This window comes from Shewanella cutis (assembly GCF_022410515.1).
In the GTDB taxonomy this organism is placed as follows: domain Bacteria; phylum Pseudomonadota; class Gammaproteobacteria; order Enterobacterales; family Shewanellaceae; genus Shewanella; species Shewanella cutis.
In genome coordinates, this window is sequence record NZ_JACSDI010000001.1 from 857,173 (window position 1) to 874,899 (window position 17,727).

The 17,727-nt window shown below is 46.1% G+C and carries 13 protein-coding genes; 7 read left to right on the plus strand and 6 right to left on the minus strand.

Going from position 1 to position 17,727, the window contains the following annotated elements:
• Nucleotides 1–235: 235 nt before the first annotated feature.
• From H9J30_RS03910 to H9J30_RS03920, 3 genes are all read left to right on the plus strand, one after another.
• On the plus strand, nt 236–778 hold the full coding sequence (locus tag H9J30_RS03910; RefSeq protein ID WP_240129771.1) for a PH domain-containing protein: 543 nt from the start codon (nt 236–238) through the stop codon (nt 776–778).
• A gap of 82 nt (nt 779–860) precedes the next feature.
• Nucleotides 861–2,144 carry an Nramp family divalent metal transporter gene (locus tag H9J30_RS03915; RefSeq protein WP_240129772.1) on the plus strand — a complete coding sequence of 428 codons (1,284 nt, stop codon included), beginning with the start codon at nt 861–863 and terminating at the stop codon, nt 2,142–2,144.
• 130 nt (nt 2,145–2,274) lie between these two features.
• The gene (locus H9J30_RS03920; RefSeq protein WP_037422212.1) at nt 2,275–2,739 is read left to right on the plus strand and encodes a YehS family protein; all 465 of its coding nucleotides are present in this window, start codon (nt 2,275–2,277) and stop codon (nt 2,737–2,739) included.
• A 404-nt stretch (nt 2,740–3,143) separates the two neighbouring features.
• Here the strand turns inward: H9J30_RS03920 and iadA are convergent, their stop codons facing one another.
• From iadA to H9J30_RS03935, 3 genes are all read right to left on the minus strand, one after another.
• Nucleotides 3,144–4,313, minus strand: coding sequence for a beta-aspartyl-peptidase (gene iadA, locus H9J30_RS03925; protein WP_240129774.1), 1,170 nt, complete (start codon nt 4,311–4,313; stop codon nt 3,144–3,146).
• The gene (gene yfcC, locus H9J30_RS03930) at nt 4,313–5,758 is read right to left on the minus strand and encodes a putative basic amino acid antiporter YfcC (RefSeq protein WP_240129776.1); all 1,446 of its coding nucleotides are present in this window, start codon (nt 5,756–5,758) and stop codon (nt 4,313–4,315) included. The genes iadA and yfcC overlap by 1 nt, the downstream gene beginning before the upstream one ends.
• Before the next feature lie 69 nt (nt 5,759–5,827).
• Nucleotides 5,828–8,434: a TonB-dependent receptor gene (locus H9J30_RS03935; RefSeq protein ID WP_240129777.1), complete on the minus strand. Its 2,607-nt coding sequence runs from the start codon at nt 8,432–8,434 to the stop codon at nt 5,828–5,830.
• Nucleotides 8,435–8,972: 538 nt separating this feature from the next.
• On the opposite strand from H9J30_RS03935, the gene H9J30_RS03940 reads away from it, so the two are divergent.
• Together H9J30_RS03940 and H9J30_RS03945 are read left to right on the plus strand one after the other, a co-directional pair.
• Nucleotides 8,973–10,529: a cyanophycinase gene (locus tag H9J30_RS03940; protein WP_240129779.1), complete on the plus strand. Its 1,557-nt coding sequence runs from the start codon at nt 8,973–8,975 to the stop codon at nt 10,527–10,529.
• A 248-nt stretch (nt 10,530–10,777) separates the two neighbouring features.
• Nucleotides 10,778–12,466, plus strand: coding sequence for an NAD-dependent malic enzyme (locus tag H9J30_RS03945; protein WP_023268525.1), 1,689 nt, complete (start codon nt 10,778–10,780; stop codon nt 12,464–12,466).
• Between the two features lie 72 nt (nt 12,467–12,538).
• Here H9J30_RS03945 and H9J30_RS03950 read toward each other — a convergent pair whose 3' ends face one another.
• On the minus strand, nt 12,539–12,973 hold the full coding sequence (locus tag H9J30_RS03950; protein WP_240129780.1) for a DUF3069 domain-containing protein: 435 nt from the start codon (nt 12,971–12,973) through the stop codon (nt 12,539–12,541).
• 23 nt (nt 12,974–12,996) lie between these two features.
• Nucleotides 12,997–13,524: a phosphatase PAP2 family protein gene (locus H9J30_RS03955; protein WP_240129781.1), complete on the minus strand. Its 528-nt coding sequence runs from the start codon at nt 13,522–13,524 to the stop codon at nt 12,997–12,999.
• Nucleotides 13,525–13,638: 114 nt separating this feature from the next.
• Here H9J30_RS03955 and H9J30_RS03960 point away from each other — a divergent pair, with 114 nt between their 5' ends.
• Nucleotides 13,639–15,576, plus strand: a complete 1,938-nt coding sequence (locus H9J30_RS03960; protein ID WP_240129782.1) for a GGDEF domain-containing protein — start codon at nt 13,639–13,641, stop codon at nt 15,574–15,576.
• On the opposite strand, the gene H9J30_RS03965 is transcribed toward H9J30_RS03960, so the two are convergent.
• Nucleotides 15,573–16,373, minus strand: coding sequence for a substrate-binding periplasmic protein (locus tag H9J30_RS03965; protein WP_275679490.1), 801 nt, complete (start codon nt 16,371–16,373; stop codon nt 15,573–15,575). The genes H9J30_RS03960 and H9J30_RS03965 overlap by 4 nt on opposite strands.
• Before the next feature lie 161 nt (nt 16,374–16,534).
• Here H9J30_RS03965 and queG point away from each other — a divergent pair, with 161 nt between their 5' ends.
• Nucleotides 16,535–17,716: a tRNA epoxyqueuosine(34) reductase QueG gene (gene queG, locus H9J30_RS03970; RefSeq protein ID WP_240129783.1), complete on the plus strand. Its 1,182-nt coding sequence runs from the start codon at nt 16,535–16,537 to the stop codon at nt 17,714–17,716.
• Nucleotides 17,717–17,727 lie beyond the last annotated feature (11 nt).

The following is a 17,727-nucleotide window of genomic DNA, read 5'->3' on the forward strand; positions in this document are numbered from 1 at the left end:
GATTGGATTATGGGAATGTGACAAATACTCTCACCAGAATAATCCCTTTAGGTAGCGTTGAGTTCGCGTTTCTGCTGCGTAAGTGTCTGGTTGTATAAAATAACGACAAAAAACCTCGCTACAAATAATGTCAGATACAAAAATCTCTACTTCACTGACGTTGCTATTTTGTTAATAACAAAAACAATGTATTTTCTCAAGATAACCCAAACAGGACACAGGGCTTAGGGTAAAAATGCAAGATAACACCATTCATGAAGCGGAATTTGAAGCCAATTTAGGCCTATATTGGTTACTCTCTGGAGCGGCTTATTTCAGCCTAAGTATTATTGGTATCCCATTATTATTACTCTGGTTTCCTCTCGGCTTATGGGGAACGCGCCGCTATATCAACAATATGAGCGCGCGTCTCACCAGCAAAAAACTTATCGTGCGTAGGGGCATATTAACGCGCACCGAAAACACGGTTCCCTTAGATAAGATCACCGATATTGCCTTAATTCAAGGTCCGATTATGAGACTCATGGGCTTACATAAACTCACCGTCGAAACGGCGGGGCAATCGGGAACGGGTTCCTTAATCAGCCTAGTGGGCATAGTCGATGCACCAGGTTTTAGAGCACAGATTTTGGAGCAAAAAGAGCGCTTGAGTGGCCTCCCCCCACAACCTGAAGCATTACCCGCTACAAACGATAATGCGCTACTCGCTCAACTGGTAGAAATGACCGCAAGTTTAAAACGTATCGAAGGCTTACTCGCCTCTAAATACAACTCTTAACAGATAATACCGCGACTTAAGTATTCAGATAGCTCAGTATCAACAAGATCATTTCCAATGGATAAGGAAACACGCAGCACCTATGGCTAGTTATCAAGTTAAACCACTCTCCATAAATTGGACTGCACAGCTCGCCCTTGGCATACAAGCAATGGGCCCCGGCGTGTTAATGGCGGCCGCCGCGATTGGAGCTTCGCATTTAGTGTCATCCACACGCGCTGGCGCAGAATTTGGTTGGCAATTGGCTTGGGTCATTCTTGGCGTGAACTTGCTGAAATATCCGTTCTTTGCCGCAGGGGCACGTTACACCGCAGCAACGGGCGAAAGTTTACTGCATGGATATCTTAAGCAAGGCCGGGGTTATCTGTGGCTATTCACAGGCCTCAATGTGATAGCCTCCATCGCCAGTACCGCGGGAGTTTGCATGTTAACTGCCGCCATGCTCACCCAGTTTATCCCCTTACCTATTGATGTGTTGGCGCTGTTGGTGCTAATAAGCTCACTGTTGTTATTGATTTTAGGGCATTATTCTCTGCTCGATAAACTGACCAAAATTATTATTTTTGCCCTGACGCTCACCACTTTAATTGCGGTCGCGCTGGCATTTGATCATATGAAACCACTGGAAAGTCAGTTTGTGTCTCCCTCACCTTGGCAGTGGGCCCATGTGGGATTTTTAGTCGCCATGATGGGATGGATGCCAGCACCGATTGAAGTCAGCGCGTGGAATTCCTTGTGGTTACTGGAAAAACAAAAGACTTCGCCAGTAACACCATCGCAAGCTCTGCTCGATTTTAACTTAGGCTATATCGTCACTGCCCTGCTGGCGGTGGTCTTTCTGGCATTAGGCGCCCTTGTAATGCATGGCAGCGGCGAACATTTCTCTGAATCGGGTGCCCAATTTGCAAATCAGTTAATCAACTTATATAGCCAAGTCATGGGTGGTGAAAGCCGCTATTTGATTGGTATCGTAGCGTTTTTATGTATTTTCAGCACCACAGTGACTGTTATCGATGGCTATAGCCGCACCCTAAACATGGGCTGGCAACTACTCTCTAAGTCTGCAGTGACTGAAGCACAATCGGATAAACGCCTGACAGGCATCATGCTCAGTGTCAGTGCGTTAGGATTGTTGTTAATCCTGTTTTTTAAGGGCGCGCTGCTGCCATTGCTGGAGTTTGTGATGATCTTGGCCTTTATGACCACAGTGGTCTTTGCATGGTTAAATTATCGCTTAATGACCAGCAGCCAACTCCCAGAAGCTGACCGTTACGGCACAAAAATGAAATACCTCTCTTGGATTGGCTTAAGCTATTTACTTATTTTTGCCGTACTTTTTATTTACTGGTATTGGGTGAAGACCTAGAACATCTTGAACATAAGCGTGATATTAATGATTAACACCACAAATACCGCGGAATCCTGCCTCTTCAAGTGGTTTGGGTATATACTATCTGCTCTTAAACCAGACTGCGCAGCCGCGCCTAGAGATGACCATGATAAACAATGATATTTTGCGCCGTTTGCGCTTCGTATTCGATTTCAGCAATGCCAAAATGATTAAGATTTTTGCCAAAGTTGGAAGAGAAGTCTCCACCGAAGAGATGATTAACCTACTGCGCAAAGAAGAGGAAGAAGGTTATAAAGCCTGTAACGATACGACCCTGTGTCAGTTTTTAGATGGTCTAATCATCGAAAAACGTGGTCTGCGTGAAGGTGCTGAAATCCCTAAACCAGTATCAAAATTAAACAACAACTTAATCTTCAAAAAATTACGTGTTGCCCTCGAAATGCGTGAAGAAGATATTGTGGCCACCCTAGCGCTCGCTGAAGTGCAAATGTCAAAATCTGAGCTTAGCGCGCTATTTCGCAATCCAGATCATAAAAACTTTAAGGCCTGTGGCGATCAGATCCTGCGCAATTTTATCCGTGGCCTCTCACTGAAATATCGCGGCGTCTAATCCTGCTAGCATCAATGCAAATCTTGCTAAGATTAGCCTGAAAATTAAAAATCCGAATAGCGATGATATTCGGATTTTTTCCTTCTAAAGCATCAATCTGACTCAAAGAATCATCTCAACACGTCCAAGAGCGTGTTGACGTTTCGAGATTAGATTTTGTTCGTTCTGGCAAGCATGTGCTCGCGAAACGAGGAATGATGTGTAGTTTACTCAAATAACGAGCGGCTCTCTTATGACAGAAAGTAAGAGCAAGGGCTTGCCAGACGAACCCTTCGGGCAGCATTTGGCTGACGTTTCTGCCGCGTTATCGTCCGTTTATGTAGAATAACTACACAGCACGGACTTTGCCTTACATAAACGCCAGCCAAATTGCTGCAAAAATAACCCTGAAACGCCAACACACCCTAGCAAACCTCAAAGGTACCTAATTTAACGGCGATCCCATTATCCACTAACAGTTGTCCCTTGCCCCAAACTTTATTAATAGCAAGATCATTGTTTAATAAAACAAAATCAGCATCTTTATCGAGGGCAATCCCCCCTTTACGCTTTAATTTGAGAGTACGTGCCGCATTGGATGTCACTAATGGGAGGATTTGCTCTAGTGAAAAACCACTTTTAACCAGTGCCAACATGGCATAAAACAAGCTGCTGACCTGCCCCACCTCAACCCCAATACAATCCCCAGCATGATCAAATACGGGCAGGCTAGCATTACCGTCAGAGCTTAAGCTTATTCGACTCGAATCAACACCTTGCTCCAGTGCAAATTTAACCGCTGCGGTGACTGACACTTCGCCTTCATTTAAGAAATGTTGGTTGGTCGATGTGGTAAAATCAATGACCCCACCTTTTTTAGCAAATTCAACCCCTTGCTCTAAAAGCGGTTGTGAGCGATTGATATGTGTCGGATAAAACTGAGTCAAAGGAATATCCGATTGCTTGGCAACCTGATGTAATAATTGCAGCCCAGATGCGCCGTCCCCTACATGGACAAATACAATGCCCGCTTTACCACTGAGCATTCCCCCCACTCGACTCTGCGCCGCCACCCGCGCAAGCTCTGCGGCAGTAAGCTGTGAACCGCGGTGATCAGCAATGGCGATCTCGCCAACCCCAATCACATTATCAATCATCATTAAATCTTGAGTGATATCGCCTGTAATGGTTTTAACGGGAAACTCGTAGGAGCCGGTGTAACAAAAAACGCTTAAGCCTTCATAGGTTAACGCTCGTGCCTTAATCACTAACTCATTTAAACTGCGACTCACCGCATCCGTCCCAAGCGCGGCCACTAAGGTGGTGACGCCAGCAAGTGTGGCATCTGTGAGTTGCATTTCGGGCGTACGCGTATGATAGCCGCCCTCTCCGCCACCCCCGGTAATATGCACTAAAGGATCGACTAAACCGGGGATTAAAATACAACCATTGGCATCAACTTCTTTTACCCAAGCCGCGTCCGGAACTTTAATCCCTTTAGCGATTTGCAGTACGTTCGGTCCACAAAATAAGACATCCTGAAGCCCCAGTAATTGCGGCGAGTAGACCAAGGCATTACGAATTAAAGTTAACATCAGTGATATCCTGTAAAAATAGCAAATAAAACAACGACACTCGCCATAAGCGTCAACAAGAGCTGAAAGCGCCAAATCAGTGCGAGCCATTGGCCATAGGACAGTTTAGCGACACCTAAACAGCCCATGAGTGAGGCAGACGTTGGGATGACTAAATTGGTTAACCCATCCCCTAATTGAAAACATAATACCGCCACTTGACGACTAATCCCGGCAATATCTGCCAGCGGCGCCATAATCGGCATAGTCAGTGCAGCCTGTCCAGAACCTGAAGCCACAAAAAAATTCATTACAGATTGAAAGAGATACATCAGCAGTGCAGAAATAGCATCCGGTAAAGACGCCAACCATAATCCCGCATAATGCAGCACAGTATTCAAAATGGAAGGCTGCTGCGGATCATCCCCCCCCAGCAGTAACACCACCCCTTTGGCAAATCCGACTATCATAGCAGCGGGGAGCAACTCGCTTGCCCCCCGTTGGAACGCTATAGAAATTTGGTTCAAACTGCGTTTGCGCCATAAAACGCTAATGAATCCAACCAGTAAAGCTAAGGTAAAAAATTGGCTGGCAATTTGGGGAATATAATACCCCTTAGCCACGACTCCCCAAATAACCCAAAGGATCACTCCAAGTAAACAGAGCAACACTATGATATCAAAGGAAGTGCATTGAGTATTTAGGGAACTCTGCTCAAGTTGTTCGGTTTTATCAGGCAAAGGATTACGGTGTTTGTTGGCATAATGCAGGGTAAAGGCCAGTCCAACGGCAGTAAACAAACACCAAATGGCCATTCGCAGACCCGCGCCAGACATTAACGGCACATCGGCAATCCCCTGGGCGATTGCCACACTAAAGGGATTCATCCAAGAGGTGGCAAAACCAATTTGGGTCGACAGATAAGTCACCATCACAACCGTTGCCGCGTTGTAACCCAAAGCGTTAAATAAGGGTAATAGAACAATACAAAACGCAATCGCTTCTTCACTCATCCCGTAGACAGCACCACTGAGTGAAAAAATCACAAACAGCAACGGGATCAGCAACATTTGACTACGTTGCAATTGGCGGATCACGGCCATAATACAGGCGGTAATCGCCCCGGTATCCATTACCACCCCAAAGGCGCCGCCTACAATAAGAATAAAGGCAACGACCCCAACGGCCGAGCCCATTCTGTCGCCCGATGTCATACCATCAAAGGCAAAGTTAACTAATCCCGTTTTATCGGTTGAGGAAAACAAACTCACATGGTGGGCTGTATCTTGAGCAATAAAAAATTGTTGTGGATCTATTCGCTTAACAGTATTTCCCGCAGAGTCTATGACCTCCGTCATCGCGAACCACCCCGAGGGGACAAGGTAGCTGCTGATTGCTGCGAGTAACACAATAAAAAATAAGATAACAAAGGCGTCGGGCATTTGCCGCGCTTGGGGTGATTTCATTGAGGATACCTTCATCAATAGGATGACAAAGGGCTGACCTAATCGCGATTAAGCCAGCCCACAAACTAATTAAAACTTGAAGGTGTAACTCATATTCCAGCGACGACCGAGCCAATCATGCACTGAGCTGGCATAACCATTCGTAGGAGACGAAGCATAAGGCGGCTCTTCATCGGTTAAGTTACGCACTGATAACAATAAACTATGGTGCTCGCCTAACTCATATCCCACGCTAGCGCTAAACGTCAGCCAGCTATCCACGGTTTCATTATCAAACTTAAAGTCACCATCCCCTAATGAGCTGATATAGTGCCCAGCCACACTCACACTCAAATCATTGAGCTGCCAGTCCGTACCGAGATCAATCACGCTCTCTGGGCGAGCAATTTCAGCGGCGCCACTTAAACGACCGAGTAAATCTTCCTTCGGTGTTGAAGGGGTCAACTGCCGCTCGAAGGAGAAGGTTTCGGTACCCGCGAGATAAAAACTAAACTCGCCTGCCGCATCGGTTTCAAGACGATAGTCCACTTTGTAATCTAAACCATCGGTCGATTGGTTACCGACGTTGAAGTAACCGGTCCGTAAGAAGCTAATGTCTCCCTGGCTATCAACCACGCAGCCAAAGTTGTCCCCTAGTGCGGCGATACTATCGACAATATTCGCGGGATTATTAATACAGGCATCCAAGGTAGTATTCGCATCAATATCGACAATATCATCGTGATCATAACGCCAGTAATCAACGGTAAATTGCAGATTATCCGTCGCATTCCAAGACATTCCTATATTCAATGCCTCAGATTTTTCAGCCTCTAAGCCTTTGTTACCAACCGTTTCCTGGTCAAACTCTAATTCACCAAACTCCGCCCCAGCAACACCACATAAACTATTGTAAGGCTCACCCGCACCGCAATTAATGTATTGGCTACCGAGGGACGTCCCCGCCCCTAGTTGCGAAAGCGATGGCGCCCTAAAACCTGTACTCCATGAAGCCCTCAGCACCAGTTCATCTATTGGCCGATAACGCAGCGATACCTTAGGATTCACATCGCCACCAAAATCACTGTAATGGTCGTAACGCAACGCCGCGATCAGATCTAAAGCCTCAGTGATCGGAAAATTAAACTCTCCATAGCCGGCAAATTGGGTGCGGTCTGCTGCGGCATCACTTGCCCCTAGGCCAATAATCTCGTTATTAACCGCATTGGCCGACGGTTTATCGAATATGTCCTCTTTACGAAATTCACCACCAAATACTGAACTCACAGTACCTGCGGGTAAATTGAATAACTCGCCACTGATATTAAAATCGACTGAAAGCACCTCAGACTCACCCTGTCTAATTCCGGGATCTCTTAGTGCGGCAAGCTCGGCTTCTGCATTATCACGACCTAAATTGAAGGGATTAAATTTCCCCATCGCCACGGCTTCGTCCAATAAATTCGCATTCATATAACCAGATATGTTTTTGATTTCATTTGTAGACTTACCATAGCTCAGCGCACTTTCCCAACTCCAGTCCGCCAATTCACCACGCAGGCCCGCCAGTAAACGGTAGCTTTGTGTATCGTATTCCTGCACTCGGCGCTCGGGGAAGCGGGTTCTCACCATTATAAAATCACTGACACTGCCATCTTTAAGATCAATATCCTTCACATATTGCGGAATAAAGGCCGCATCACCAGCAACATCTACGGTGAAAGCGGCTGGGGCCTCGTAGGCTGATCCGGTATTTTTTTGATACATGCCCTCAGCAAACAGCTCTAATCCATTATCCAATCGATAAATATGATTAAAGGTCGCCCCCGCATTTTCGTAATCAGGCTGAATAGCCCGCTGGATCACATAGTCGTAATTACAACGGCTGCCCGCCTTTTGGGTGTCGTTACCACACCAGGTTTCGGCATAATCGCTGCCGTCAATCGTCATCCGTGTGCTCGATTCAAACGTGACATTGACTGGTCTATCACTGTTAAAAATCGGGTTACGGGTGGCGTAATCTAATACGACAGTGGTATTACTTTTCTCCGTGGCAAAGCCGCCAGCATAGGTCAGATTTTTACGGCTAGCATCATGATCCGAGGTATCGTCACCATATTGAGCGGTCAGCTCATGCCCAACAAAATCCTTACGTAAGATAAAGTTAATCACACCTGCAATCGCATCTGAACCATAAATGGATGAGGCGCCATCGGTTAATACATCAATGCGCTCAATCGCAGATAAGGGAATTGCGTTGACGTTAACAAAGGAGTCCGATCCATTTGAAAATGAATCCACAGCAACCCGTCGACCATTGACGAGCACTAAGGTCGAGCTCGAACCTAATCCCCGTAAACTCACACCGGAGGCTCCCGCAGGAGCGCCATCTGCACCGCCTACACCGCCGGTTTCGGAGAAGGTTCCCGCACTCGAAGCTTGAGGTAAATCCTTGAGAAACTCACTGACCGATGCATAACCGCGTTTAGTGATTTCATCCTGACTAAAGCTTTGCAGGGGATTCGCCCCTTCCATATCCACGCCCTTAAGACGAGAACCAGTGACGGCAACTCGTTCAACCTCAGGTTCTGCCGAGGGTTGATTTGGCGAACTTTTTTCTAATTCATTTGCAACTGCAACTGCGATAGGTGACAACGCCAAGCCAAAAATGGTGCATAAAAGTACTGAACTTCTCATGGTAAGCTCCCGAAAATCATTTTATTAGAATTTTGAGACGTGGCTTTGCTGTGCGTGAGTCAATACGCATGGCATTAGTTAATGTTTTACAGAAAGCCCATCGTCTATCAAATCATTGATAGGGGAGTTAGACAGCAGAACAAAACTCCACTAAACACAAGCGTGTTCAGTAGGTTATTCGTCCCACCATTCGGACAGATACCACGTGCGGTAGTGATATCGTTGGAAAAGAGTTGCTGCGGAGTTCATGTAATAAAAAGAAGTCTATTGTTATTGACCTGTTAAAAGGCTATCCGTAACATAAGCTCCGAGTCAATACATGGCGCACACTTTTTTATTGAGTGCCACCATGAACCATCCATCATCAAAATACTTATTTTTTACATTCAATAAGTTGATCGCTTTTTGCTGTCTTGTTTACCTGTTTTTTTCATCAACGCTCAGTGCGTTACCCATTTTACAGCCGCCAAAACAAGTGCCAACACAGCCTGCATTTGACCTGATGCTTGTTGGTGGAGGAATAAAAACTTGTAGCTCAATGTCACCTGAAAATTGCAAAACCAACAGCACATTTTCGCCAGCCGCTAAACGTGAAATTCGCTATGATTTCAGTCCATTATGGCTAGAGCGGGCTTTGGCTCACCCAAGCCTTGAGATGCTCACTCAAGCACAGCAGGTCAGCCTACGTAATGCCAGCTTAGCCGCGGCAAAGCATGCTTCGCTTCTTTCCTTAACCGAATTAAAACAAAATGTTGGAAAATTCGACCCAGCGTTATTCAACACCTTGGATGATAAAACGTATTTTGCCCTACTCGATTTACTCGAAGCACAGCAGCAAGCGGATGGTTTAATAAAACAAGAGCAAGTCATACTTGATGCCAGCCGTAGTTCACATGCCATTGAACTCTACCGATTGTTTGTTCAGCAAGCCTTAAAAAAGCGTCAACAACGACAACCGACGGCACAGCGTCCACTGATTGCTATCGTTACTGCATCGGCCAGAGATCCCTTTGAGAGTGCACATTTTTATTTAAGTGTGTTTGAGCAATCGGGCGCAGAGGTAATTTGGCTACCCATTGATGCCGCTCTGCAAAAGGGAATTGCCACTGGTGAATGTAAAATGCTGCCATTGTTCCGTCAGCAACTGCAAGGAAACATTGATAAAAAAAGGCTTTATCCCTCTGAAACTCAACGTCAACATGATTACTGCGATAATCCAAACACCCTCTACACCTTACTTGAGCAAATGGATGGATTATTCCTCAATGGAGGCGATCAAAGTTTAACGCTAAAGGCCTGGCTAACGCCTGAGGGTCAACCCAGTGACGCCTTAACACTGGTTAAACAGCGCTTTGCTCAGCAACAAATCATTATCGGCGGCACCAGTGCTGGCACCGCGGTAATGACCCAACATAATATGATCACTGGCGGCACCAGCGAAGGAGCGCTCACCTTCGGCACGTATGCCGCAAAGGCGCCGAGTGAACGCTGTGAACTCAATAATTGTGATGGTGAAATTCCTGCTACAGCAGTGACTTATCGCCCAGAGGGTGGCTTAGGCTTTTTCCCGTTTGGCATTCTCGATACTCACTTTACTGAACGCGATCGCCATTTACGCTTGCTGACGTTGGCCGCAAATACTGGTGAGAGCATGGCATTTGGCGTTGATGAAAATACCGCTCTACTGGTTGATATTGAGGCACAAAAACTATCGGTTGCAGGCCAACAGGGTGTGTGGGTCATTGAACAAGTTCAGCAGAAAACCGAGCGCAGTCTTCGCAATCAAATTAAGGCTGTATCCCATTACCTGACAGCGGGTTCCAGTCTCAGAATAGCTAAAAATGGCAAAAAAATGGCGGAATTAACCATAGCGAAAACCGCAATTGCGCCCCCCTCAAACTCATCCAAAGTAACGACGCCAACGGAAGAACATTTTGCACAGTGGGTCAACAGCGCCTGCTTACATGGTGAAAAAAGCCAAGTGTTGCTCAATCAGGCCAAATTAACGATTAAGCCAATACTGAATAATAGCTGCCACCTCGCCCAAGGCGCTAAGGGATATGAATCCATCACTTTGTTGCTCGAAATCCGGTAATACCGGTACGCAGCCTAGGCTGCGTTGTGGCTTTTAAGTTGGTTAAACAACCTTTTATCTGGCTAAACCATTTACAATCAATTAACAGATGCGTGTTTTAAACAGCAATAATTGCCTGTGCTGCAAAAAAAGCCACAAATAGCGCACGACACAGGCAACAAAGATCACATTTCGTGATAACCTTACGTGACCTATAGCACGTCTCAAGCACGTACCGAACCACTTAAACAATAACTCAAAGGTTACCCATGGACGATAATAAACGCCCCCTCTATCTTCCGTTTGCAGGACCTGCCATTCTTGAAGCGCCATTGATTAACAAGGGCAGTGCATTTTCGGAAGAAGAGCGAATTTTCTTTAACCTCGAAGGCTTAGTACCCTACGCAATTGAAACAATTGAAGAACAGGCTTCGCGCGCCTACGATCAATTCAGAAGTTTCAATAACGATCTCGATAAACACATTTATCTGCGCAACATTCAAGACACCAACGAGACGCTGTTTTATCGTTTAGTGCAAAATCACATCAGCGAAATGATGCCAATTATCTACACTCCAACGGTGGGTTTGGCCTGTGAGCGCTTCTCGAAAAACTATCGCCGTAACCGAGGCCTGTTCATCTCCTACCCAAATAAGGACAGAATCGACGACATCCTCAATAACTCGACTCGCCAAAAAGTAAAAATCATCGTTGTGACCGACGGAGAGCGCATCTTAGGCTTAGGCGACCAAGGTATTGGCGGCATGGGGATCCCGATTGGTAAACTGTCACTCTACACTAGCTGTGGTGGGATCAGCCCCGCGTACACACTGCCAATTACCTTAGACGTAGGTACCGATAATCCACAATTGCTGGAAGATCCTATGTACATGGGTTGGCGCCATCCGCGTATTGGCGGCGAAGAATATGCCGAATTTATCGAAGCCTTTATGCAAGCAGTGCATGTACGTTGGCCAGATACACTGATCCAATTCGAAGACTTTGCCCAAAAGAATGCGATGCCAATTCTTGAGCGTTATAAGGATCGCTACTGCTGCTTTAACGATGATATTCAAGGTACTGCCGCTGTGACTGTGGGCTCGTTACTCGCCGCCTGTAAAGCCGCGGGTACTGAGCTTAACAAACAGCGTGTCGCCTTCTTAGGTGCCGGTAGCGCTGGCTGCGGTATTGCCGAAGCTATCGTTGCGCAAATGGTGTCTGAAGGGATCAGCGATGAGCAAGCCCGCAGCCAAGTTTGTATGGTTGACCGTTGGGGCCTGCTGCTCGACAACATGCCTAACCTGTTGCCATTCCAACAAAAATTGGCTCAAAAATGTGCTGATATCAGCAACTGGAATAACTTCAGCGATAATATTTCACTGCTCGATGTGGTGAATAACGCTAAACCAACGGTTCTGATTGGCGTATCGGGCGCACCGGGTCTATTTACTGAAGAAATTGTGCGTGCAATGCATAGCCACTGCGAACGCCCAATTATCTTCCCACTGTCGAACCCGACCAGTCGTGTTGAAGCGACGCCGAAAGACATTCTGCACTGGACGTCTGGCCAAGCTTTAGTTGCAACGGGTAGCCCGTTCGAACCTGTAGTTGTCGATGGCGAGACCTATGAAATCGCGCAATGTAACAACAGCTTTATCTTCCCTGGTATTGGTTTAGGTGTACTCGCCTCGGGTGCTCGCCATGTATCCGATGCGATGTTAATGGCATCGAGCCGTGCGCTCGCCGAATGCTCGCCTTTGGCGATTAATGGCTCAGGGCCACTCCTACCAAAACTGGAAGATATTCACTCAGTGAGTAAGCATATTGCCTTCGCCGTCGGTAAAGTGGCGATTGAACAGGGTTTATCCTTACCCGCGAGTGATGAGCTGCTGATGCAATCTATCGAAGATAATTTCTGGAAACCAGAGTATCGCCGTTATAAGCGTACTTCGTTCTAATTTCAGACATTATTCCAATAAAAAGCCCGTCAATCGACGGGCATTTGCTATCTAGCTCAAGACGTTTATGCCTTATGGCGCCATCACTTGCTTAAAGCTATTGAGCATTGAACGGTCGGTGCGCGCTTTCTTTAATTTGCGCACGCACTCCTTTAATGACTCGTCGGCTAAACGAGTAAAAATGCCGTTATATTCCTGTTCATTGATCGCTTCATCGGTATCAGCCTGCTCAGAAATCTCTTGGGCCACTCGGCTTAATTGCAGCCAAGCGTTGGCGATATAAAAACCGTGGAACTCAGCCTGTGGCATCAAGTTACGAGCGCTGGCAGGCAATGCCTCCCAAGCCGCGGCAAATTTGCCTTCGCGATCGAGTAACAACTCAGCGCATAGACCTTTATAAGCCTCTAATAGGCTCTCAGGCATTTTTGCCATAGGTAACACTTTATTGGCCACATTGTGGGAAATCCGCTCGGCGGTTTCACGATATTCAACTGATACTTCAGCCATAATTACTCTCTTTCGTAAACGACTTAAAATTGGCCGCTAAGATATAAACCATAAACCCCATTATGGGCTAACGGTGTCACTGTGATCCCTTTATAGGGCTCCGTAAAATACCAACCCGCCAGCATACCAATAGCAGCTCCGGCGAGTACATCTTCTAGATAATGCTTATCGCTCTCGACTCGGGTATAGCCCACATATGAAGCAGCGAGATAGGCAGGCAGACCATATTGCCAGCCATAGCGCTGCTGAATAAACGTGGCCGCCATAAAGCTGTCCGAAGTGTGTCCTGACGGAAAAGAATCATCACCACTACCATCGGGTCTATCCTTACTGACACCCAGTTTAAGCCCTTCGACGATGACTCGACTTGAGACTGCAGCCTTGAGTAACTGCCAACTGCCCTCATTACCCTCTTCATAAAATAAAGTTGCCCCCAAGGCGGTTGCAGGTAAGAGCAGGTGCACCACATCACCCGAAGTTTCGATATCATCCGAGCTTGCCCAACTCGCTCCAGTAAATAGCAAAAGGATGGTACTGAGTACTTTTTTCAAAGGGCTTCCTTATAGGGTGAAATCCAAAGCGACGTTTATACCTTGATAGCGGAATGAATGCAAAAATTCCCAATAGACAATGTAACCAATAGGTGAAAAACTTATGCTAAGATAATGATTAGCTATCTGTTTCAGTGCGAACAGGAAATACCTCCCTTGCAAGATTGCCAACGATATTTAACCATACTCATTTTGTTGCTTATTGCGCCACTAAAGCTTGCAGCAGAAGAGAAAACGCAGGTTGATCAAATATTCGCATTATTTGATAGTGGCGAAGCAGTCCCGCGTGAAACTATCGAACAAAATCTAGCACTATTAGAAAAGTTAATATCAAGCGATGATTCTAAGCGTATAGAGAAGCTTAATCTGCTGAAGTGCTGGAACCAAGTGTCTGACACCGAAAAAGAAATTGCCAACGCATTAAACTATGCAAAACAATCAGTTGCAAATATACCAGCGACAGCTTCAACTCATTACATAATAGATATCACCCTTTGCTACTCTTGGTTTCTACAATTAACAGGCGATATCAGTGGAGCCATGCAGGGCTACACTAAGAGCCTCAAAAGTGCGTACGAGCATGAGGACATTAAACTTATTGCAGATGCTCGCAGCCTGCGAGGTGCTCTGCACTCTTATATAGGCAACTTTTCTGAAGCATTGGATGATCTGGTGACAGCTCAAGGACTGTATGAATCTTTAAATCTTACCGGATGGGCGAATGTAAATCTTAGCGATATAGCCACGAGTTTTAGGCGTTACGGTGATCCCGAGAGCGCTATAAAATACTATAGTAAACTCAAAGAATTATATTTAAAGAATGGAAATAAAGAGCAAGTTGCGAATGTGACTTCTGATATAGGCATAGCATTAGACGAAATGGGTGAGCATGAGAAAGCAATTGAGAACTTCCGCTCTAGCTATCAATATTATAAAGAACATAATCTCAATCTTATTGCTGCAATCAACGCGACAAATATTGCCTATAGCCTAATTCAGTTAAATCGCCTCAATGAAGCCGAAACCTATTTAAAGGAAGCCGCACTGGAAATAACCGAACATGAACCAGCTGCTTATAGTTTTTTAAAGCTATTTTTGGGGAAAATTCGTTTTCAACAGGGGCGCGATCAAGAAGCGCTAGATGAACTCTCTGCATCAGAAAATGCATTTAGACTGATGCACAATGACCGTGGGCTGATCCAGCTTTTACAACTAAAAAGCGACGTCTATGCATCTCTTGGCGATTTGCCGCAAGCTTATAATACACTTCAACAATTTGTTGTCCTTACCAAGAAAGTGGATGATAACTCCTCAGCGCATCAGACGACAGAATTAAAAATAAAGTTTGATACGAGTTGGATCGAGTCAGAAAATAAGCGATTGATTGATAATCAAAAATCGAAGGAGCAAGAGTTAGCGCTGCTTGAAAAAAACAAATCTCTGCAACTTATCATCCTGCTGCTAACGGGCTGTATCTTGGCAATAGTGTCGCTGTTTGCCTATAAACAAGTACAAAGAAATAGGCATTTACAAACCATAGCCCTAACCGACTATCTGACCCAATTGCCCAACCGCAGGCACATCTATGCCCAAGCGGACCTGTATTTTCAACAGGCGCTAAAGCAACAAACCCCGTTATCAGTGATTATTTTCGATGCGGATCATTTTAAAATGATTAACGATAGTTTCGGCCATGAAATTGGCGACCAAGCCCTGTTAACCATAGCCGAAGCCAGCCAAGCTTTAACGGCGGATCGCAACTTGATTGGCCGTATCGGCGGAGAAGAGTTTTTAATTTTACTGCCCAATACTGATGCAAAACGAGTTTGGGAGCTAGCACATGAATTACAAACCTTAATCACCCGTTATGGTGCGATTAATTTACCTGTAGAGTTAAAGCTAACCGTAAGTGCTGGAGTAGCTACTTTAAATATGGAATTAGGCAAGCAAGATGAAAGCTTTGCCCGTTTGTTGAAACGAGCTGACAATGCCCTGTACGAAGCCAAAAATGCCGGAAGAAACTGCGTTAAAGCTGCTGAAGCGATAGCTTAATTATCTTTATGCCAAAAGATTTGATGTTGAAGAGGTGGCGGTAATGCGCCAAACCATTTTTGATAGAGTCGAGTAAAATCCCCCGACTCTTTAAGCTTTTCTAGCTCAGCTTGCCAGCGTTGAACCATATCCGCAGACGTGCCCTTAGAGAAAGCAAGGTAAAGATTAACCTCAGAGACCACATAAACTGCTCGAATATCTATAAGTCTCGTCCCTACCTCCTCAAGTATATGTTTCACCGCCAAATCAGCCTGACACCAAAAACGCACTCGTGAAAACAATAGTTGTTTAGCCGATTGCTGCGGGAAACTCGCCACTAATAAAGAGGTTACACCTTGCTGCTGTAATAGCTGTGCGCCTACTGACTCACGATAAACACCGACAATTCCCGCCGCACTGACATCTGCCAACTGCTTAATACTGATAGGATCATCAGCTCTAGCGTAGAGGGTGATTTTGCTGGTCGCAATGGGGCCGATAAAATCGAAATGGGCTTCCCGCTCATCGCTAATAGAAGTGGCAAACAACAATACATTTGGCGCGGAGTTGGCTATCGCGTAAGCCCTAGCCCAAGGTAAAACTTCAATTTTTTCCTGCTGACCCATTCGTGCCTGCAATATATTAACCAGCTCAACACCAAAACCTGTTGGCACGCCATCTTGCTCAAAACTCATGGGCGGCCAAGACTCTGTAACTAAACGAACAGGTTCAGTTACTGCAAAACTCCCGCCGGCATAAACCAATAGACCCGCGCAAAACAATAGGTGATAGCAGTGTTTACTAAAGGTAGGCAACATGAGCAAGGCCGAAGGGGAAAGTTAATCTTAATCATAGTGCTAATTTACGCACAGAAGAAAGCAACAATTATAATTTGGCTTATCCCCTAAACACTAAACTCGTCCGCTACAGCTTAAAACTGCTATCATAGAGCCATCTTATCAAGTTCAATGCCGTTTCAATGTCGATCACAGCCACCTCTCCCGCCAATATTCCCGACGCCGCAACACTTAGTCGTCTTGCCATGCAAATCAAGACTTGGGGAAAGGCCCTCGGATTTGCCCAAATAGGGATTTGCGACACCGATTTAACCGCGGAAGAAGCTAAGTTGGAAACGTGGTTAGATAAAGGATATCACGGGGAAATGGCCTATATGGCCACCCATGGCATGATGCGCGCTCGCCCCCACGAATTGCATCCAGGCACAGTACGAGTGATATCAGCCCGAATGGATTATTTGCCCCCTGAGGCGGGTTTTGCCACTAACTTAGCCTCGCCGAATATGGGCTATATCTCCCGCTACGCAGGCGGTAGGGATTATCACAAACTCATTCGCGCTCGCCTAAAAAAGCTTGGCGATCAAATCAGTAGCGAGCTTGTCACCTTGGGGTTCGATGCCGCTGACTTTAGACCATTTGTCGATTCAGCCCCTGTACTAGAACGTCCATTAGCCGAAAAAGCCGGGATAGGTTGGACTGGTAAGCACTCACTTATTCTTAACCACGATGCAGGTAGCTGGTTCTTCCTCGGGGAATTGCTGATCAACTTGCCCTTACCCGTAGATATTCCGATCCAGGAAGACTGCAACACCTGCGTGGCCTGTATCACCTCTTGCCCTACGGGCGCTATCGTCGAGCCTTATACCGTGGATGCACGGCGCTGTATTTCTTATCTAACAATCGAATTGCAGGGAGCCATTCCAGAGGAATTTCGTCCGTTAATGGGTAATCGCATTTATGGCTGCGATGATTGTCAGTTAGTGTGTCCAGTCAATCGTGCGGCGCCGCTAACGCAAGAGAGTGATTTCCATATTCGCCCCAAACTCAAGCAGCCCGAACTACTCACGCTATTTGCTTGGAGTGAAACAGAATTTTTAAAGCAAACCGAAGGCAGTGCCATTCGCCGTATTGGTCATCAGCGCTGGCTACGCAATATCGCCGTCGCCCTAGGCAATGCGCCGAGTTCGCCACAAATCATCACCGCCCTTGAGCAACGTAAAGCCCAAGCGGATATCGATGATATGGTGAAAGAACATATCGACTGGGCCCTATCGCGGCAACATGCGGGCGGCTCACAAGCCAATAACCGTAAAACGGAGCGACTGGTTAGGGTCATTCAAAAAGGCCTGCCACGAGATGCCTAGCATCCTCGCTG